Below are 21,225 nucleotides of genomic sequence, written 5' to 3'. Positions count from 1 at the left end.
CATCCTATTTTTGGTAAGGAGAGTGATTTTAATCAATGAATCTATTATCTTCTAGAATTTTTAAGAGAAAAAATAGGAATAAGAATATAAAAAAGAGATCATTAAGTGCATTCTTAGCATTTGTAATGATGTTAGGAGTAATACCATTACAAGTTTATTCAGCAACAGATGGAAGTTCAGAGATAAAACTAGAGGATGAAAATCTAAAGATAGCAGTACAAGAAGAGATAAAAAAGGTAAATCCTGATTATACTAAAAATACTATAACAAATAAAGATATGGAACTTTTGACTGAGTTGAACTTAAGTAATAAAGGGATACAGAATCTAAGTGGTATAGAAAATGCAATTAATTTAGAAAGCATTAACTTAGAAGGAAATGAAATAACAGATATAAGTATGTTAGGATCTCTTAGTAAATTAGCAAAATATAACATTTCTAAACAAAGTATAAATTTGGACTTGGGAAATATAGATAAAACAGAAGTAGAATTTGAAAATATGTTAGTTAATATAGACAGGTCAAAAATAATATCTTTATTTGGAGAGGATGTATCTTTAAAAGAAGGAAAAATAGTTTTATCAAACTTAATAAATGGACAAAATAAAAAAACAGTGAAATTTAATGCTAGTACTGAAAAAGGAGAATTTTCAGGAATGCTAGATGTTATTATTTCAAGTGAGTTAAAAGAGAAAAATAAGGAAGACAGTATCGATTCGAAAAATGAAAATTCAAATGAAGTTGAGGGATACCAATCTAAAGCTGAACATGAGGATAAAAAACATTTAAATACAACTAGAGCAGCTTTACAGCCTAATATAAATGCTAATATAGATTTAAAAGATCAATTTATTATTTCAGCTTGGGGAGGAAGTAATAATAATGGAACTAGCGTTAGTCCTGACCAGATAGATAATAGTAGTATCATAGGTAATTCTATAGAGAAAAACTATATAAAGGCTACTGATTCAGGATTGGGACAGTATCAAAATACATCTATAACATCAAAATATAAAATTGATTTTTCGAGAAGTTTTAAGATGTTAGGTAAAATAAATCTAGCTGGATTTAACTATTCAGACGGAATAGCTTTTGCTTTTCATAATCAAGAAGGATATAAGTTTGGAGGAGGATACTCGAGTAATTTAGGTATATATAATCATAATGGTACGGGCTTAAAAGAAAAAGCGTTAGTCTTAGAGGCTGATGCTTGGGGAAATAGGGATACGATTAGACCTGATTTGGGTGACTTTGGAAAAACTAATGAAGATGTACATTTGGGCATAAATAGAATTTTACCTGGTAATAACCCTCAGGTTATTTCAGAAAAATTGTTAGATAAAAATATAGATTTATTTAAGGGGATTCAAGAATATGAAATTGCTTGGGATGCTGTAAATAAAACTATTAAACTTAAGTTTGCAAACCATGAAGTATCAACTAAAATCCAAAATATTGAAGATATTATAGGAGGACAAGAGGCTTACTATACTATAGGAGCGTCAGCAGGTACGTATTTAGAGCATGATCCTACTGACTTAAAAACAGAAGTTGTGTATGACTTATTTCAATATACTGATTTTAAATTAAAACAGGATACTGAATATTATAAAGTAATAGACGGGAATGAGATTCTTCTAACTGACAGTGATAATATAGAAGAAGAAGATACAGTTATAGTAAGACAGAAATACCAAAATATTAAATCTGATACTGCATACAATATGAAATTAAACCTAATAAATAATGATTTTAGGGGACAAAGGTTATCTGTAGAATCAGGCAATGAATCAAAATGGTATAAAGCATATATTATACAAGATAGTTTTAAGAGCTATGTTGGGACTAACAAAATTGATGATAACTCTATTGATGAAAAAGATTTTTTTGTAGGTAATAAAGTTGATATTGAAATTCCAGAGAATAAAGATATCAGAATTGTTGAATATAAGGTGAAAATACCTAAGGTTGTAGGTGAATCAAATGAGGAGATTAAAACAAGTACACAAGTTGGAGCGGATGGGATGAGTTATGATATAAACTCATATTCTAAACGTGTGATGGGTACAAAGTCTATAACAATTGAAGATTCGAACCTAACAATAGGATTAACTGATAATATAAAAGGAGAAATAGTAGAAAATAGACCTGTAGACTTTGAAGGTAGAGTTTATGGTAAAGAGTTGAGAGAGTTGGATATTGTTAATTTGAATAATTTGGGAATATCAAATATAGGAGGATTAGAAAACTGTATAAATGCAGTAGAGATTAATTTAAGTAGCAATAATGATATTACGGATGTATCTATACTTAATAAAATTACTAGTTTGAAAAGTTTAAATTTATCAAACAATACAAAAGTAGCAAAAGAATCTTTAGAACAATTATTTAATATAGATACTTTAATTATGGATAGCGCTAATATAGATGATGAATATAGTAAAGCTATTGGTAAATTATTAAAATTAAAAAAAATAAGCTTAAAGAATAATAATATAAGTGATTTAAATAACTTATCAAGTTTAGATAAATTAAATGAGTTTTATTTTGATAACAATAAGATATATGATTTAAGACCTATAAAAGATCAAATTGAAAATGCTAAATTAAATGCTAATAAATATTCTATAAAAAAACAAGTAGTAAATATAGAGAGACCGTATATTAACTCAGGTGAGTTTATATTTGACAATATTATATATAATAGTGAAGCTATTGAAAATAATATAAGTGGTGCAGATGATTACGATTTTGCAAATAATAGAGTAAAATGGGTTAATTTGCCCGATGGAATTCAAGATATTTCATACAATTGGATGAATAATCAATTTATGTTTAGTGGAACTGTTAATATAGAATTAAATCAAGTTCCGGGACCTGATTATCTAGTAGTGATACCAGCATCTTTAAAGATGGGAGACGTATTAGATGAAAACTCTGTAGATTATGATGAAGAGACAGATAAAACATCTATTAATTATAAACCTGATAAAGATGTTATAAAGCCAAACCCTACAGTTTATGGTATGGCAGGTGCAAAAGATATAATTTCTATATCAAGTGATGATACTATTATTGGCAATGTAAATATATATAGTGATTCAGTTTTTACTATGACAAATACTAATAATAGCAAAGATATGGCATTAGTGGATGTATATAAGACGTTTAATGATAAATTAAGTGGAACAGCTTCAAGTAAAAAAGATAAGTTAATGTCATTAAATAATACTAATAGAAAAGATACATTTAGAATAAAAGCTCCTACATCAAGATTTAAATATAATAATGTAGAGTATACGGGAACAATGAATTTTATAATAGAGCATGTTAAATAAGGAGGCAGGTTATATTATGCTAAAGAAATTTTATAAAATACCAATATTATTCTCATTATTATTGTTAATATTTATACCTATATCAGCTTATGCAAGATCTGGACAAAGTACGGTGCCTGTAATATACAATATATCAGAAGATATGAGGTATGATTTAAGTATAAAAGTTAGTGGAGATGGAGCGGTGCTCAATGGAGCTAAAAGTATAAGAAATGAAAACTTAGTACATCAGATAAAAGTAAGCGAAGAAAAAACATTTGAAATTATTCCAGATAAAGGAAGTGGATTAAAGAGCATATCTTGGAAAAGTGGAGATACTGATTTAAGTAAGTATTATGAAATAGAAGATATAAAAAACGGAAAGAAATTATCCTTGAAAGGAGTAGCTGCCGATAGTGAGTTAACAATACAATTTGATGGCAAAGATAATATTAGTGGTGATTCAGGGCAGGATAAAAATGATTCTATTATAAAAGATGATAGCATCAAAAATCCTCAAACAGGAGATAAAGGCATGTTGGGATGGATTATATTATCTATATTATCACTTGCTATGCTATTAATATTTAGAATTGTTGACTCAAAAAGGTCAGGAATAAAAAAGTAATATATTTATTTTATTTATGAGAGTAATGGCGATGCTATTACTCTTATATTATGAAGTTTTGTATTAAAACAATATATTTATTATATTAATTATTTTTAAGGTGAATAAAATGAAAAAATTTAAGAGCTTAGATAGATATGTGGTATATCAACCAAAAGTTAATTTAAATACATCAGAAATTATAGGATTAGAAGCATTAATCTTTATTAAAGAATTTGAGATTTAGTATATCAATTTATGATTTAGGCTCAGTATTTAATCAAATAGATATGATAAAGAACTATAATGTTAATTTGGTCGAATTAGGTAAAGGGATGGCTAGAAATTTTAATAATAAGAAAAAAGAATATATGATTATTAGTTGAAGATGTTGAATCAGAAGAGCATTTAAGTAATTTATTAAATATAGGATTTGAACTTGGACAAGGTTAGTATTTTTATAAGCCTATGAAGCTGGAAGAACTAATAGAAACCACAGATTTATTAAAAATATCATAATAAAAGCGATACAATATATAATTACGATAAAATTAGAGATAAGACCTTAAAGGAATGTTATTTATTCTATTAAAGGTGTTGTTTAAGAAAATAGTATTTAGATAGAGTCTAAATTTGGTATAATTCTAAAAAAATATAAGGGTGATAAATATAAATAGAGTGAAAAAATTTTTAAAATATTTAATATTAATGTCTTTTTTGATTAGTATATATAATATTTCTATTTCAATAACAGATTACAATAATTCAAGACAAGCATATCAAAAAATAAGGAATGAAAAAGAAGATACAGATTTATATAGTATAAACTCAGATTATATGGGATGGATAAATATTGATAATACTCCTATTGATTATCCGATAATGAAAAGGAATGATAATGAATTCTATCTTAATAGAGGTTTTGATAGACAATATTTGATTTCGGGGTCTATTTTTATGGATTATAGAAATAAAGGATTTCAAGATAAAAATGTGATTATTTATGGACATCATATGAAAGATCAATCTATGTTTGGAGCATTGAAAAAATTCAAGGATTTAAATTACTTAGAAAAAAATAAATATATACATATAACTACAAAAGAAAACGAAAATCTTATGTATGAGGTGTTTGGAGTATATGTTACGGATGCTAATGATACAGAAACTATCTCTAATCAATTCAATACGGAAGAAGAGTTTAATTCATATATTGAAATGATACTGAGTAAATCTATTTATAATTTAAATATAAATATTAAGGATACAGATAGAATACTTACTTTATCTACTTGCTCATATGAGTTTTCTGATGCTAGGTTAGTTGTTCATGCGAAGCTTATAAATTAATAAATTTATTAATAACATAAGCACTAGTTCGAAATAGTAAAAGGAGGATTTTATCAATAATGATTAGTAAATGTGAGCTTGATGATCTTAAAAGAGAATTAGAGTTAAAGTTAGGAAAAACAATAATTATAAGATATAATGGTTATAAATTAAAAGGAAAATGTAAAGGAGCAATACGTGAATATATTATTGAATATGTATATAGTAATGTACTAGTTTTACGTAAGGTTATAAATAGTAATATGGGTTTATTAGAATCATATACATTTGTAGATATACTAAGTGGAGTTATAGAAATTATAGAGATAAAATAATTATTATAAATTTATATTTAGGGGGAGTTGTAGATGTTAAATATTTGTTTATGTGATGATGATGTAAATGTATTAAACTATTATTCAAATAGAATAAGTGAATTAGCAAGTAAGGATAATTATGCATTTAAAATAGATACGTTTAGAAGTGGTGAAAGTTTGATATTTGAGGTTGAAGATAATCCTAATAGGTTCAATATAATAATTATAGATATAATAATGAAGAATATTAATGGTATTGAAACAACAAAAATATTAAGAAAGTATGGATACAATGGAATAATAATATTCTTAACTTCAAGCAGAGATTTTGCATTAGATTCGTTTAAGGTTGAGCCATTAAATTATATATTAAAAGACGATAATGATGATAGGTTTAATGATATATTCATAAAAGCTGCTATACAAGTTGATAAAACGTCTAATAAAAATATAATTGTTCCCTCTAAGCCTAAAAATAAAATTGTGAACTTAGATACTATTATTTATATGGAAAGTATAAATAAAAAAGTTGTTTTACATAAAATATCTGGACAAGAAGTAATAAATTGTGTATTTAAAGATATATATGAGAAAGTTAAGGAATATGGATTTATTCGTTGTCATAAATCATATATAGTTAATGCTAAATATATACAAAATTTTAATAAACTAGAGTGTAAGTTGCAAAAGGAAATTATAGTACCAATAGGTAGAAAATATTCAAAAGATTTTAGAAGTATACTTTTAGAGAATGAATTTGATAACATAATAATATAAAGATTATATTTATTGATTTAATTAATTAGTTACACTAATTAAAATATGTTATTTATAGAAAGGAATCGAATGAAGAAATCAAACAAAATACTCAAGTTCTTAGATGAAAATATAATCTTAATAATTTTAGTTGGTACTTTTGTTATAAGTAAAGCTCCAATCGATATATTTGAAGAAGTAGAGAAAGATATATTATCAAATAAATATAAATTGCAAAATAGCATTTATAGGGAAGAAGTATAAAATAAGGATTATTTAGTAGTTCAGATAAAACTATAATAATTAAATTTATTATAGTTTTTTTATGTAATAAATAATAAAAAAATAAATTTAAGCGAGATATATTATGTATGATAGATATAAGTGAAAAAATTAAAGATGTGCAAAATGGTAAATATGAATCATTTAATTATATATATAAAAAATATTATATTAAAATATTTATTTTATGTAAGAGCGTACTAAAAAATGAAGAAGATGCTGGTGATGCAACTCAAGAAACTTTTCTTAAAGTATATAAAAATATTACTAGTCTAAATGATATTGATAAGTTTAATGGATGGATAAAAAAAATAGCAATAAATCAATGTCTTATGTTAATAAGGAAAAATAAGAAAATAAATGATAATTATTATTTTGATAATGAAGAAAAAACATTAATATTAAAAGATGAATTTAATTTAGAAGAAAATATTATTGAAAAAGAAAAAAAGGAAATTGTATTAGAAATTATAGATAGACTCTCAGATAAGAAAAAGATAGTTATAACTTTATTTTATTTTAATGACTTAAAAATCAATGAGATTGCTGAAGTATTAAATATATCAGAAGGAACTGTAAAAAGTAGATTAAATTCAGCAAAAAAAGATCTTGCTAAATATATAGATGAATATGAAGAAAAACACACTAAGGTATATAGCTTAAATTTACCAATAATAATATTATTATTTAAAATGATGGATAAAGATGTAGTTATTGATTATAAGCAATTTAATGCATTTAGAAAAACTAATACCTCAGGAATTATAAATAAAGATATAAATAGATTTAGTATAAAAAAATATAAAATAAATAAATCTATTAAACGTGAAATAAACAGTAGATCAGCTATTAGTACATTAAATAATGTAATTTTTATGCTATGTTTAACATCATTAGTTATAATTTTTATTAATAATCCTCAAAATAAAAGCAACGAGTTAGAGGAATATAAATATGTGCATGGGTATCCCGAACAGATAATAATTCCAGGATATGATGATATAAAAATTAATACTGAAGAGAAAATATTAAAATTACAATTGTTGAATCCTTTAAAGAACCAATGTTATTTTGAATATGAAATAGTAATAGATAATACTATAATATATAAAACTAGATTGATATTACCAGGTAAGGTAATATATAATGTTGAATTAGATAAAAGTTTAGATGAAGGTATTTATGATTTAGAGCTAAATATAAATACATATTCTCTACAGGATGCTAGGGTAAGAATGAATGGTGCAGTTGTAAAAACTAAATTAATTGTTGAACCTAAAGTGTTTAAGTAAGTATTATCATAACATGAGTGTCTTTAGAAAAAGATATCAATTATTAGGCTATTTAACATATTTAAGTCTAGTGTTTGGATATCATTATAATCAATAGTACTAGAATTAAATATAATCATATATCTTATAATAAGTAGAAAATACAAATTAGATTATGATAAAAATTGTAAATAATTTAGATGAAAATGAACTTTTAATAATATACAAGCATCTAAGTACATGTAGTCAAATTTAAATATATTAGTGTTTTGAAACTAAGTAAGTTTTGAAATTTTTATTAATATAATTAATACTATATACAATTTTTTTATGATTTAAGGGGGGAATAATTATAAATCTACTTACTATAGAAATAATAACTTTTTTTTCGATATATTTATATAATATTTTTTTCATAACATATTATATGAAATTATTAAATTTAAAAATAGGAAATAAAAAACTAATAATTATAATTTTTCCGATAATTATGTCCACAATTTCAATGACAATGATTACTCAAAAATTATTTACTTCTTTTGCATATATAATAACACTTTTTATATATATTACTACATTTAAAATTATTTTTGAGGAAACAATGCATGTTATATATAATATAAGTATAACTTGTATTTTTCAACTTATTTTAAATAGAGATATTGTAATAGGTATAATGGCAATATTATTCAATCAGAGTATGTATAAAACTATACAATCTTATGAGTCATATTTACTATCATTTGCATTGTGTAGAATAGTAATGTTAATTCTAAGTATTAATTTTAATAATGTATGTAACATGAAAGAAGCAAAAAAGTTATTAATTAATATAAAGAAGTTAAACACAATTACTCTTACTACTACTGGACTAGCTATTATATTGCTTAATTCTAATTATACATATTATTATTCCGGAAGCACTACATCACCAATAGTTATGTTGATAAATAGAATTTGTATAGGTTATTGTTTTTATTGTGCATTAAAAATGGGAATGAAATCAATTAAATGGGTAGAAGATGAAGTTTTATACAGAGCAAAAATTTTAACGGTAGATCATAATAAATCGATGAATAAAAAAAGAGATGAGTATTCGAAACTATTAAAAATGTACAACCATGATTTTAAAAGTATATTAAATAACGTAAAATCTCTTTTGAATATGGGAGATATAGAGAAAGCAAAAAAAATAATATTGGAATTTGATGATCAAGTACAGAATGTTATGGAAGATAATAAGGAATTTTCTAACAATTTATTAGTTAATGCTATCTTAAATAGATTAAGTGAAGAATGTGATACTAAGAATATCAATTTTGAAGCAGAATGTTATATTCCAGAAGAGATTAAATTGCCAGAACTAGAATTAATAAGAATATTTAATAATTTATCAAGTAATGCTTTTGAAGCTTGTATCAAGCAAGATAAATCTGAAAATAAATGTATTAATTTTAGAAGTTATGTAAAAGAAGATAATTTAATAATATATCAGACTAATTCATTTAATGGGCAAATTAAAATGGTAAACGATAAGTTAATAAGTACGAAAAAGCACGGTAAGCTTAATGGAGTAGGAGTAGAAAGCATCAGACATATAGTTGAAGAGGCAAATGGAATAGCTCTTATAAAAGTAGAACAGGATAAAAAAGAGTTTAAGTTTTTAATAAAGATACCTATAAAAATAAAATAACTTGGAGTAATTAATTTTGTAATTGCATTTCATCTAAATTGATTTTTAGACTGAATGCAATTTTTTTATTATTATAATGGCATGTTTGATTGCATAAAAGCGTCGTTTGGGTTTAATTTACAAATTTATACATAAAATGAGTTATCATTATATTAATTTATGGATTTTTAATGGATATTATATAAATTAATACATTGGGGGGTGGCTGTAGTGATTAAAATAAAATATCAAGATTTGATTACTATAAAGAGAATATTAGGGGATATGTATTTAGAAAATGGAAACGCTGAAGAAGTATTATTACTAAGTCAAGCTCTTGATAAAATCATAGTATCTATGCAAATAAATATAAATAATAATATAAAATAACTTAATATTATATAAATTAACTATCATTTTTATGTTATAAATTTTTAGAATGAAGCTCCTTAAATAAATTGAGTAGAGCTTTATTTTTTTGTAGATTTCTATCAAAAACTGTCCCGAAATAGCATCTCTAATTGTAATAGTAGATGAAAGGAGGGATGCCTATTTTTTATTTATAAAAATGTAGGGAGGTAGAAATTTATGAATACAAAATCAAATGAAAAATATAAACAACATGCATTTGATAGTTATTGTAAAAAAATCATAAAGAATGAAGCTCGTAACATTTATAAAGAATTTGAACGTAAAAGCAAAAGAGAAATATCATTAGAGCAACTTACAATGAAGGATATAGACAAAATATCTATATCTCCAGAATATTTTTTTGAGGAATCTTCTATTAAATGCAAAGAAGAAATTATTCAAATAAATGATGAACATATTATGGAGATTATTATGAATTTACCTGAAAAACAGAGAAGTATAATTTTATTCTCATATTGTTTTAATATGTCTGATAGTGAGATAGCAGAAGAACTTAATTTAGTTAGAAGAACTGTTTCAAGGTATAGAAATAAAGCTCTTATAGAATTAAGGAAATATCTGGAGGAAGAAGATGTATGAGAAAAGAGTATAAAAGTAATAATCTAATAGCATTTGATATTATAGCTAAATCCACTAAGGGTGATATAGAAGCAGTAAATAAAGTGTTAGAACACTTTTCTGGATATATAGCAAAGATGGCAGTTAGAAAAATTTATGATAATTTCGGAGATGCGAAGTTTATTGTAGATGAAGATACCTGCAAAAGAATAGAAAATAAATTAATAAGTAAAATTTTGTTATTTAGAATAGACTGATAAATTTTTATTTTAATTAGTATGAAATATATAATGTTTTAAATTATTGATCTTTGAAAATTAAATATAGTTATATATTCATGTACATTCAATTAATGGAGAGCTGTGTAGCAAATGCGCCAAGACTTTTTGCTGAAAAAGAGCGACTAACATTTGAACTACAAACTTTGAAATTAGATAATCAAAGTGCAATGATGCATTAATTGAGATAATGATACTCACGTAGAAATACGTCTCGCTAGAGTAGGGAGAGGTGGAATTCCTGTGGAGCTATATAATCTGTAGCCGCATGAATATAAGATTTATAAATTTAGGTTGTGGAGGAAATTAAGAAGATGAAATTATTAGATTATAGCATTCAACTTTCTATGCTTAGAAACCTCCTTAATAAGAAATTAATAAATGAGAATGAATATATAAAAGTAAAGAGAAAACTGATGGAGGATTATGGTGTAGTATCTGATATTACAACTTGAATATTAAAGTATTAATACTGTATAATAGACACTATAGAGTAATACGGAGGGGAGATATATGAAAAAAGTTGAAATTATAAAAGCAAATCGCAGTTTATCAGATCGAAACAAGAACAATATGGAGTCTCTTTTAAGAGTAGCAGCATATTGTCGTGTAAGTACTGACTCTGATGATCAGCTAAATAGCTATAACTCACAAGTAGCTTATTATACAGATTTAATTAGGAAAAATAATGAATGGAATTTCATTGATATCTATGCTGATGAAGGAATAACAGGAACTCAAATTTCTAAAAGAACAAATTTTCAAAGATTAATTAATGACTGTATGAATGGTGAAATAGATATGGTTATTACTAAATCAATATCACGATTTGCTAGAAACACATTAGATACTCTAAAATATGTTCGTATGCTTAAAGAAAGAAATATAGCTGTTTATTTTGAAGATGAAAAAATAAATACTTTAACAATGGATGGTGAACTATTATTAGTAGTGTTAAGTTCTGTAGCACAACAAGAGGTTGAGAATATTTCTGCAAATGTGAAAAAAGGACTAAAAATGAAAATGAGTAGAGGAGAACTTGTTGGTTTTCAGGGGTGTTTAGGATATGATTACAATGTAGAAGATAAAAGTATAACTATTAATAGAGAAGAAGCAGAAATAGTTCGATATATATTTAACAGATATATCGAAGGTGCAGGTGGAAGATTAATTGGTAATGAATTAGAGAAGTTAGGATATAAAACTAAAAGAGGAAGTTCTACATGGCATGAATCTACTATATTAGGAATAATAAAAAATGAAAAATATAAAGGTGATGTACTTTTAGGAAAGACATTTACTTTAGATCCTATATCTAAACGTAGGCTAGAGAATTATGGAGAAGAGGATCAATTTTATTTAAGAGAACATCATGAACCTATAGTTAGTGAAGAAGTTTTTGATAAAGCTCAAGCTATAAGATTAAAAAGAAGTATTCCAAGAGGTACACATGAAACAGAAGGATTTAAACGTCAGAAATATAGTAGAAAATATGCATTTAGTTGTATGATAGAGTGTGCGTTTTGTGGAGGGACATTTACCAGAAGATGTTGGCATAGTGGAACTAATCATTCCAAGGTAGTGTGGCAATGTGTTGTTTCAACTAAAAGAGGAAAGAAATATTGTGAACATAGTAAGGGGATTCCAGAAAAAGTATTTGAAGATGCTTTTGTTGAAAGCTATAGACAATTATGTGGAAATAATAAAGAAGTTCTTGAAGAATTTTTAGCTAGATTATCAGATACTTTAAATGAAAGTAATGTTGAAAAGAGGTTCTTAGTTTTAGAGAAACAAATAGAAGCTTTAGATAAGAAAAGAAGAAAGCTTATAGATATGAGATTAGAAGATATAATTGATAAAGAATCATATGAAGAAAAGTATGATGATTTAACAGTCGAAATAAAGAAACTTAGTAAAGAGAAACAAACTCTTAAGGCATCTTTAATAAATGAAAAAACTATAAAAACAAGGCTTAAAGAATTTAGAAAGACACTTGAAAGAAATGAAGTGTTAAAGAGTTTCGATAGATATGTATTTGAAAGCATAGTAGATAAAGTTATAGTTGGAGCTACTAATGAAGATGGTACAGTTGATCCTTATAAAATAACTTTTGTATATAAAACTGGATTTGATGATAAACAAGATGGAAATAAATTTATAGATAACAATTCGTTAAAAGCGTATTCAAAAGATAACAACGATAATAAAAATCAGTGTTCACATACTAAAAATGAGACATGTTGAATGTGTTGCTAAGTTAGTAAAAAAAGATTAATTGTAGATCAAATGTATTTACACCAATAAAAAGCACTGCTGAAAGTTGAATTTTTCAGCAGTGTTTTTTATTTATATTAGATAGGTTATATTATTTATAATCGTTTAATTGTGGATATATTTGGTATAATATAATTACATAAATTTAATTAACTAAGGAGAATGAAAATGGCTGGAGATCAAATGGTTTGTTTTTGTAAAAATGTAAGTTATATAGACATAAGAAAGGTAATGATAGCTGGAGCTCGTACTGTAGATGAAATAAAGGAAATGACAGGAGCTGGAACAGGATGTGGAAGATGTATACCAGAGATACAAAAAATATTAGAATCAATTTGTGGATGTAAAGGAGTTTCTCTTGAAACTGTAGTTAATGCGGTTAAAGATGGAGCGGATACAACTGATAAGATTGCAGAAATAACAGGAGCAGGATCTGCTTGTGGAAGATGTAGAGCTTTAGTTCAAAATGTAATAGATACTAAAAAATAGTAAAATTAAAATAAAACTAGTTATTTTTAAATTGAAATTAGCTAGTTTTATTTTATACAATAAACTTAATAGAAAATATTTCTAATGACCAAATTAATATTAAGCAAATAAATAGTCTAAAAGTGGATAGAATATTATTAAATAAATGTATATCACACCTCGTCATTTTGACATCATAGTCTTTATGCATTTATTTTAAAATAGATTAAGTCCTCCAAATTTTGGAGGACTTTTTAATTTTGTATTAAAATATCTATATAGTAGGATATTTTAATTGGAGGAGATTATAAATGAAAGTTCTATTTACGCATAATTACGGAGAAGAAAAATTTCAAAAAATTAGAGACTTAGGGTATGAAGTAACTTATTATAAGGAAAGTAAAATTCAAAATAATGAAGATACAGATACAGCAGATGTGTTAGTAACATATAATCCATTTAAGACATTAGATATATCAAAAATTAATAATTTAAAATATATACAGACATCTAGTGTAGGGGTAGACCAAGTTCCAAAAGAAGAAGTGCTAAAGAGAAATATAGTTTTAGCAAATAACAAAGGTGCATATAGCATACCTATTAGTGAATGGATCGTAATGTATATACTACAAATTTATAAGAATAGTATGAAATTATATTCTAATCAGCAAAACAGAACGTGGAAAATAGAATTTGATTTACTTGAACTATATGATAAGAGAGTTGGATTTATAGGAACTGGTACGATAGCAACAGAAGCTGCTAAAAGATTAAAAGCTTTTGGAGTAGAACTATGGGGTGTAAATACAAAAGGAACTGATAAAGAATACTTTGATAGATGTTTCTCTAGTGAAAATATGAATGACGTATTTAAAGAATGCGATGTGATTGTATCAACTATACCTGCTACTAAAGATACTATAGGTATGATTAATAAAGATAAATTTTCAATTATGAAAGATAAATCAATTTTTATAAATGTTGGTAGAGGAAATATAGTCAATGAAAATGATCTAATAGATTATATAGATAAATTTAGAGGAGTAGCATTAGATGTTTTTGAAAAAGAGCCATTAAGCAAAGATAGTAAGTTATGGGATTTTGAAAATGTGATAATAACACCTCACAATTCATGGATATCAGACAAAGATACAGAAAGAACATTTAATGTTATTTACAATAATTTAAAAAATTATATAGAAAATAAACCTTTAAATAATGTTGTTGATATATTAAAAGGTTATTAAAATAAAAAATGTTTATTAAGCTACCGAATTTTACGGTAGCTTTTGTTATAATACTAAGGTAGTATAAAATATTTATTTAAATATTGATTAAATAGAATATTTTTTATTAAATAATATGCTAAAAATATATTAAACTCATAAAAGGGTAATAATACTATGGAGTCAATTTTAAGTAACTGATATGATTGGTAAATACTAAATAATATGGTTGACAATATAAAATAATTCGACGACAAGTCGCTTAAGTGAATCAAATTTTTAAAAGAGGTGAGATAAAAATGAATATTGAGAATAGAATAGATGAACTAATAAACTTAATAAACTATCATAATGAAAAATATTATAATCAAGATGCACCAGAAATATCTGATGCAGAGTATGACAATTTAGTTAAAGAACTAATAAAATTAGAAGAAGAAAATCCGAATTTAAAAAGAGTAGATTCTCCAAGTAATAGAGTTGGAGGAAAGGCTTTAGATAAGTTTGATCAAATAGTACATAAAATACCTATGCTAAGTTTATCAAATGCATACTCAAGTCAAGACTTAAAAGATTTTGATAAAAGAGTAAGAGATATGGCAGGTTCAGATGTAGAGTATGTAGTTGAATTTAAAATAGATGGATTATCTGTAGGCGTAACTTACAATGATGGAGAATTTGAAAAAGGTGCAACTAGAGGTAATGGAGTAGTTGGAGAAGACATTTCTCAAAATTTAATGACAGTAAAAAGTATACCTTTAAAGATAAAAGAAGATAATGAAATAGTAGTAAGAGGGGAAGTTTATATATCAAAAGAAAACTTCCAAAATATAAATGAACAACAAGAAAATTTAGGACTTGCCCTTTATGCTAATCCAAGAAATCTTGCAGCAGGTTCATTAAGACAATTAGACCCAAAATTAACAGCTAAAAGACCATTAGATATATTTGTATTTAACCTTGAGTATGGTCAAAATTTAGAGTTTGAAAGCCATAGTGAATCTCTAGAATTTTTAAGTGATTTAGGATTTTCGGTTAGCCCAAACTATAAGGTATTTAAAAGTATAGATGATGTAATAGAACATATTGAGTACTGGACTGAAAATAGAGGAAATCTAGATTTTGAGATAGATGGAATGGTTATAAAAGTTAATAATCTTAAACAAAGAGAATCTATGGGATATACTGCAAAAAGTCCAAGATGGGCAATCGCGTATAAATTCCCAGCAGAAAAGAAGAAAACAAAGATTTTAGACATAATAGTAGAAGTAGGTAGAACTGGAACTATAACACCAACTGCAGTACTTGAACCAGTAAGACTTGCTGGAACTAGTGTAAGTAGAGCAACATTACATAATGAAGATTACATAAAAGAAAAAGATATTAAAATAAATGACACTGTATTAGTTCAAAAAGCTGGGGATATAATACCGCAAGTTATAGAAGTAATAAAAGAAGAACGTAGTGGAGAAGAAATAAAATTTAATATGCCTAATGTTTGTCCGGTATGTTCAGAGCCAACAGTTAGACTAGAGGGAGAAGCTGCTGTAAAGTGTATAAATATGTCTTGTCCTGCTCAAATAAGAAGAGGGATAATTCACTTTGTATCAAGAGATGCAATGAATATAGATGGATTAGGAGAATCTATAATAACATTATTATTAAATGAGAAAATAATAGAAGATGTTTCAGATTTATATAGCATAAAGAAAGAAGATGTAATTAACCTAGAAAGAATGGGAGATAAATCAGCAAATAATTTAATTAAATCAATAAAAAAATCAAAAGAAAATGATTTATGGAGATTAATAAATGGTTTAGGAATAAAATTTGTTGGAGTAAAAGGTGCAAAGATACTTGCTAAAAACTTTAAAGATATAGATGAAATTATGAGTGTATCAGAAGGAGAATTAGTTAATCTAGAAGAATTTGGAGAAACTATGGCTAATAGTGTGGTAGAGTTCTTTAAAGAAGATAAAAATATAAAAGTAATAGAAAAGCTTAAAAAAGCTGGTGTTAATATTAAAACTATAGAAGATAAAAATTCTAACATACCTAAAATATTTGATGGAATGAAAATAGTATTAACAGGAACTTTACCAACATTAAAAAGAAATGATGCTAAAGAAATGATAGAAGCTAGAGGCGCAAAAGCAACTTCTAGTGTTAGCAAATCAACAACATTTGTATTAGCAGGAGAAGAAGCTGGTTCTAAGCTAACAAAGGCTAATGAATTAGGAATTAAAGTAGTTGATGAGGAAATGTTTATAGAACTTTCAAATTTAAACTCTAAAGAAGAGGTAGAAAGTAAATTATAATTTACTTAAATAATAAATTTAGACTTTATCCATGCAAAATTTAAGATAAATTAAGTTTATATAGATATGTTTGAATGTAGAAAAATACTTAAAACTTGTGTTAATATTATTAATAGATAAGATAAAATTTCTAAAAAATATAATATTGATAATTCAATAATATTTTGAAATAGATTTAAGGAAGGATTAAAAATGACTAGAATTGATAATAGAAAGAACGACCAAATAAGGGATATAAAAATTACAAGAGATTATACTAGATATGCAGAAGGTTCTGTTCTTATAGAAATGGGAGAAACGAAAGTAATATGTACTGCTTCAATAGAAGATAAAGTACCACCTTTCTTAAGAAATACTGGAACAGGATGGATAAATGCAGAATACTCTATGTTACCTAGATCTACTCATCAAAGAAAAATAAGAGAATCATCTAGAGGAAAGGTTGATGGAAGAACTCAAGAGATACAAAGATTAATAGGAAGAGCTATAAGATCGGTAATAGATTTAGATAAAATAGGAGAAAGAACTATTTGGGTAGATTGTGATGTAATACAAGCGGATGGAGGGACAAGAACAGCATCTATAACAGGTGCATTTGTTGCTGTGGTAGACGCATTAAATAAATTACATAAATCAAAATCAGTAAAAGAAATACCGGTTAGAAATTTTGTATCAGCTATAAGCGTGGGTATAGTAAATGGGGAACATGTTCTTGATTTATGCTATGAAGAAGACTCTAATGCACAAGTAGATATGAATATAATAATGACTGATAAAGGTGAATTTGTTGAAGTTCAAGGAACAGGGGAAGAAAGACCTTTCTCAAGAAAAGATTTAAATGAACTTTTAGAGCTTGGTGAAAAAGGAAATAAAGAATTAATAAAGGCTCAAAGAGCTGCACTAGGCGAGATAGCAGATGAAATATTAGGTATGGAATATGGAGATGAAGTAGTCATAGCTACTAATAACGCTCACAAGTTAGAAGAAATAGGAGCAATATTAGAAGATTTTGATTATACAATATATTCATTAAAAGATGTAGACTTAGGTGGTATAGAAATAGTTGAAGATGGTAAAACGTTTGAACATAATGCACTTATAAAAGCTAGAACTATAGCAAAACTTACTAATAAAATATCAATATCAGATGACTCAGGTTTAGAAGTTGATGCTATAGGTAAAAAACCAGGTGTTTATTCTGCTAGATATGCAGGAGAAAACGCAACAGATGAAGAAAATAGAGAAAAGCTAATAAAAGCATTAAATAATGTACCTATGAGTAAAAGAACTGCAAGATTTGTATCGGCAATAGCAGTAGTATTTCCTGATGGAAAAGAGTTTGTTGTTAGAGGAACTTGTGAAGGTAGCATAGGATTTGAAGAAAAAGGAAAAAATGGATTTGGATATGATTCATTATTTATAGTAGATGGTTATAATAGAACTTTTGGAGAGATACCGGCTACAATAAAAAATTCTATAAGCCACAGAGCTAATGCTTTAAAATTAATGAAGAATGAGTTTAACAAAAGGGTATCAAGATAATGAAAGTTGGAGTAGTAAGTGACACACATATGATGAAGAAGTTCATTGATAAAACTATACCATACCTAAAAGAATGTGATTTAGTAATTCATGCAGGAGATAATTTTTCTGATTCTAAGTATATACATGCAGAAACTAAAGTGCCTATTATGGCAGTAAAAGGAAACTGTGATTTTGATAATGTAGAAGAAGAATTAGTATTTGATATAGAGGATAAAACTATATTTCTATGCCATGGTGATAGATACGCTGTAAAATATGGTATTGAAATGTTAGAATCAAGGGCAAAATCTGTGAATGCTGATATAGTAGTATTTGGTCACACTCATGTACCTTTATATATAGAAAAAGATGAAATCATTTATATAAACCCAGGGAGTGTATCACTTCCTAGAGAAGTTGATTATAGAAGTTTTTCTATACTTAACATAGAAAAGGGGAATATAAATATAGAAAAAATAAAAATATAATAAAGCTTGTACAACCTTGCAAATCAAGGCAAAGACTTGTAAATAAAAAAAGTTATGTGCTATAATTAAAGAGTTAAACTATAAGTAGAATGGATTATAATGCCATACGAAAATTATTACATAATGATATAGGAGGATTAATTCAATGAAGGCAGAATTAATTAAGAAAGAAGGTAACAAAGTTACTTTAAAAATAACTGTAGATAATAATAAATTTGAAGCAGCGGTAACTAAAGCTTACAATAAAAATAAAGGTAAGTACAATATACCAGGATTTAGAAAAGGTAAAGCTCCAAAGGTTGTTATAGAAACTCAATACGGTAAAGGAGTATTCTATAATGATGCTATAGAATTATTATTCCCAGAGGTTTACCCAACTGCTCTAGATGAGTTAAACATAGATCCAATAGACAGACCAGACTTAGATGTTGAAGAAATAAGCAAAGATAACGGATTAGTAATGGTTGTTAATGTTGAAGTTAAACCTGAGTTTGAGTTAGGGAATTACAAAGGTATAGAAGTAGCTAAAGTTGATAATACTGTAACTGAAGAAGAAGTAAAATTCGAGTTAGAAGAGATGGTAAACAAAAACGCTAGATTAGTAAGCGTTGAAGATAAAGCTTTAGAAGCTGGAGATACAGCTGTTATAGACTTTGAAGGATTTGAAAGTGGTGTAGCTTTCGAAGGTGGAAAAGGTGAAAACTATAGCTTAGTTATAGGATCTAACTCTTTCATACCAGGATTTGAAGATCAATTAGTTGGTAAAAAAGCTGGAGAAGAAGTAGAAGTAAATGTTACTTTCCCAACTGAATACCATGCAGAAAACTTAGCTGGTAAAGCTGTAGTATTCAATGTAAAAGTAAATGATGTAAAGGTTAAAGAATTAGCAGAGTTAGATGATGAGTTTGCTAAGGATACAAGTGAATTCGATACATTAGCTGAATTAAGAGCAGATGTAAGAGCTAAATTAGAAAAAGATGCTACAAATAAAGCTGATGCAGAAATGAGAAACGCTATAGTTGAGAAAGTTGCTGCAAACACAGAAGTAGAATTACCTGCTGTTATGGTAGAACATCAAATAGATAACATGTTAATGGAACTTAATTACCAATTACAATATCAAGGACTAAACTTACAACAATTATTATCAATGACTGGTAGAGATATAGCTGAATTAAGAGAAGAAAGAAAAGCTGATGCAGAGAAATTAGTTAAATCTTCTTTAGTATTAGAAGCTATAGCTAAAGCAGAAAATATAGAAGTAAGTGATGAAGACTTTAATGCTGAATTAGAAAAAATGGCAGCTATGTACAACATGGAAGCTGACAAATTAAAATCTTCTTTAAGAGAAAATGATATAGAAGATATAAAAGGTCAAGTAAAAATAAGAAAAACAATAGACTTATTAGTTGACAACGCAACAATAGCTTAATTTTTTACAGTAGCCTAATTTGGCTACTGTAAATTATATATAGAAATAGAAAGATATAGAGGGGGTATGATATATGGCATTAGTACCTACAGTTGTAGAGCAAACAGGAAGAGGAGAAAGGTCTTACGATATATATTCTAGACTATTAAAAGATAGAATCATATTTCTAGGAGATGAAGTAAATGATGTTACAGCAGGGCTTGTAGTAGCTCAGTTGTTATTTTTAGAAGCTGAAGACCCAGATAAGGATATACATTTATATATAAACTCACCAGGTGGTAGCGTAACTGCAGGAATGGCTATTTATGATACTATGCAATACATCAAACCTGATGTAAGTACTATATGTATAGGATTAGCTGCTTCAATGGGAGCATTTCTACTAACAGCAGGGGCAAAAGGAAAGAGATTTGCATTACCTAACAGTGAAATAATGATACATCAACCTTTAGGTGGAGCAAAAGGTCAAGCAACAGATGTAGAGATACATGCTAAATGGCTGCTAAAAACTAAAGAAAAATTAAATAAAATACTAGCAGAAAGAAGCGGTCAGCCAATAGAAAATATCCAAAAAGATACTGATCGTGATAACTTTATGAGTGCGCATGAAGCTAAAGAATATGGTTTAATTGATGAAGTAATCACACAAAAAGACCGTGGATAGGAAGAGGTGTTA

General features: G+C 26.4%; 21 protein-coding genes. All 21 read left to right on the top strand.

Annotated elements, in window-relative coordinates:
* Nucleotides 1-35: 35 nt before the first annotated feature.
* The 21 genes from JNUCC81_RS17310 to clpP all read left to right on the top strand — a co-directional run bounded on the left by JNUCC81_RS17310 (nt 36) and on the right by clpP (nt 21,213).
* Nucleotides 36-3,338, top strand: coding sequence for a hypothetical protein (locus JNUCC81_RS17310; RefSeq protein ID WP_454094601.1), 3,303 nt, complete (start codon nt 36-38; stop codon nt 3,336-3,338).
* 16 nt (nt 3,339-3,354) lie between these two features.
* A complete protein-coding gene (locus JNUCC81_RS17305; protein WP_454094600.1) occupies nt 3,355-3,945 on the top strand; it encodes a hypothetical protein in 591 nt (196 codons plus the stop codon).
* 215 nt (nt 3,946-4,160) lie between these two features.
* Nucleotides 4,161-4,310: a hypothetical protein gene (locus tag JNUCC81_RS17300; protein WP_454094599.1), complete on the top strand. Its 150-nt coding sequence runs from the start codon at nt 4,161-4,163 to the stop codon at nt 4,308-4,310.
* A gap of 322 nt (nt 4,311-4,632) precedes the next feature.
* Complete coding sequence (gene srtB / locus JNUCC81_RS17295) at nt 4,633-5,274, top strand: class B sortase (RefSeq protein WP_454094598.1); 642 nt, start codon at nt 4,633-4,635, stop codon at nt 5,272-5,274.
* Between the two features lie 59 nt (nt 5,275-5,333).
* A complete protein-coding gene (locus tag JNUCC81_RS17290) occupies nt 5,334-5,588 on the top strand; it encodes a Veg family protein (protein ID WP_454094597.1) in 255 nt (84 codons plus the stop codon).
* A 33-nt stretch (nt 5,589-5,621) separates the two neighbouring features.
* Nucleotides 5,622-6,347: a LytR/AlgR family response regulator transcription factor gene (locus JNUCC81_RS17285; RefSeq protein ID WP_454094596.1), complete on the top strand. Its 726-nt coding sequence runs from the start codon at nt 5,622-5,624 to the stop codon at nt 6,345-6,347.
* Between the two features lie 69 nt (nt 6,348-6,416).
* Nucleotides 6,417-6,590 carry a hypothetical protein gene (locus tag JNUCC81_RS17280; protein ID WP_454094595.1) on the top strand — a complete coding sequence of 58 codons (174 nt, stop codon included), beginning with the start codon at nt 6,417-6,419 and terminating at the stop codon, nt 6,588-6,590.
* A 107-nt stretch (nt 6,591-6,697) separates the two neighbouring features.
* The gene (locus JNUCC81_RS17275; RefSeq protein WP_454094594.1) at nt 6,698-7,900 is read left to right on the top strand and encodes an RNA polymerase sigma factor; all 1,203 of its coding nucleotides are present in this window, start codon (nt 6,698-6,700) and stop codon (nt 7,898-7,900) included.
* A gap of 490 nt (nt 7,901-8,390) precedes the next feature.
* Nucleotides 8,391-9,572, top strand: a complete 1,182-nt coding sequence (locus JNUCC81_RS17270) for a sensor histidine kinase (RefSeq protein ID WP_454094593.1) — start codon at nt 8,391-8,393, stop codon at nt 9,570-9,572.
* 210 nt (nt 9,573-9,782) lie between these two features.
* Nucleotides 9,783-9,941, top strand: coding sequence for a hypothetical protein (locus JNUCC81_RS17265; RefSeq protein WP_454094592.1), 159 nt, complete (start codon nt 9,783-9,785; stop codon nt 9,939-9,941).
* 198 nt (nt 9,942-10,139) lie between these two features.
* Nucleotides 10,140-10,562, top strand: a complete 423-nt coding sequence (locus JNUCC81_RS17260) for an RNA polymerase sigma factor (RefSeq protein ID WP_454094591.1) — start codon at nt 10,140-10,142, stop codon at nt 10,560-10,562.
* Nucleotides 10,559-10,798 carry a helix-turn-helix domain-containing protein gene (locus JNUCC81_RS17255; RefSeq protein WP_454094590.1) on the top strand — a complete coding sequence of 80 codons (240 nt, stop codon included), beginning with the start codon at nt 10,559-10,561 and terminating at the stop codon, nt 10,796-10,798. Before JNUCC81_RS17260 ends, JNUCC81_RS17255 begins: the two co-directional genes overlap by 4 nt.
* Nucleotides 10,799-11,133: 335 nt before the next feature.
* The gene (locus tag JNUCC81_RS17250; protein ID WP_454094589.1) at nt 11,134-11,274 is read left to right on the top strand and encodes an SHOCT domain-containing protein; all 141 of its coding nucleotides are present in this window, start codon (nt 11,134-11,136) and stop codon (nt 11,272-11,274) included.
* 58 nt (nt 11,275-11,332) lie between these two features.
* On the top strand, nt 11,333-13,063 hold the full coding sequence (locus JNUCC81_RS17245; RefSeq protein WP_454094588.1) for a recombinase family protein: 1,731 nt from the start codon (nt 11,333-11,335) through the stop codon (nt 13,061-13,063).
* A 198-nt stretch (nt 13,064-13,261) separates the two neighbouring features.
* A complete protein-coding gene (locus tag JNUCC81_RS17240) occupies nt 13,262-13,582 on the top strand; it encodes a (2Fe-2S)-binding protein (RefSeq protein WP_454094587.1) in 321 nt (106 codons plus the stop codon).
* 290 nt (nt 13,583-13,872) lie between these two features.
* Nucleotides 13,873-14,808 (top strand): phosphoglycerate dehydrogenase, encoded by a 936-nt coding sequence (locus JNUCC81_RS17235; RefSeq protein WP_454094586.1) that lies wholly within the window; start codon nt 13,873-13,875, stop codon nt 14,806-14,808.
* A gap of 278 nt (nt 14,809-15,086) precedes the next feature.
* Nucleotides 15,087-17,105, top strand: a complete 2,019-nt coding sequence (gene ligA, locus JNUCC81_RS17230) for an NAD-dependent DNA ligase LigA (protein WP_454094585.1) — start codon at nt 15,087-15,089, stop codon at nt 17,103-17,105.
* 192 nt (nt 17,106-17,297) lie between these two features.
* Entirely contained in the window at nt 17,298-18,647 is a 1,350-nt protein-coding gene (rph, locus tag JNUCC81_RS17225; protein ID WP_454094584.1) for a ribonuclease PH, read from the top strand.
* Nucleotides 18,647-19,117, top strand: a complete 471-nt coding sequence (locus tag JNUCC81_RS17220; protein WP_454094583.1) for a metallophosphoesterase — start codon at nt 18,647-18,649, stop codon at nt 19,115-19,117. Before rph ends, JNUCC81_RS17220 begins: the two co-directional genes overlap by 1 nt.
* Before the next feature lie 145 nt (nt 19,118-19,262).
* Complete coding sequence (tig, locus tag JNUCC81_RS17215; protein WP_454094582.1) at nt 19,263-20,549, top strand: trigger factor; 1,287 nt, start codon at nt 19,263-19,265, stop codon at nt 20,547-20,549.
* 73 nt (nt 20,550-20,622) lie between these two features.
* Complete coding sequence (gene clpP / locus JNUCC81_RS17210; protein WP_454094581.1) at nt 20,623-21,213, top strand: ATP-dependent Clp endopeptidase proteolytic subunit ClpP; 591 nt, start codon at nt 20,623-20,625, stop codon at nt 21,211-21,213.
* The last annotated feature ends 12 nt before the right edge of the window (nt 21,214-21,225 follow it).

The organism is Faecalimicrobium sp. JNUCC 81 (assembly GCF_053667625.1).
Note: the sequence above shows the minus strand (reverse complement) of the source record. Positions and strands in the feature narration are given on the sequence as shown.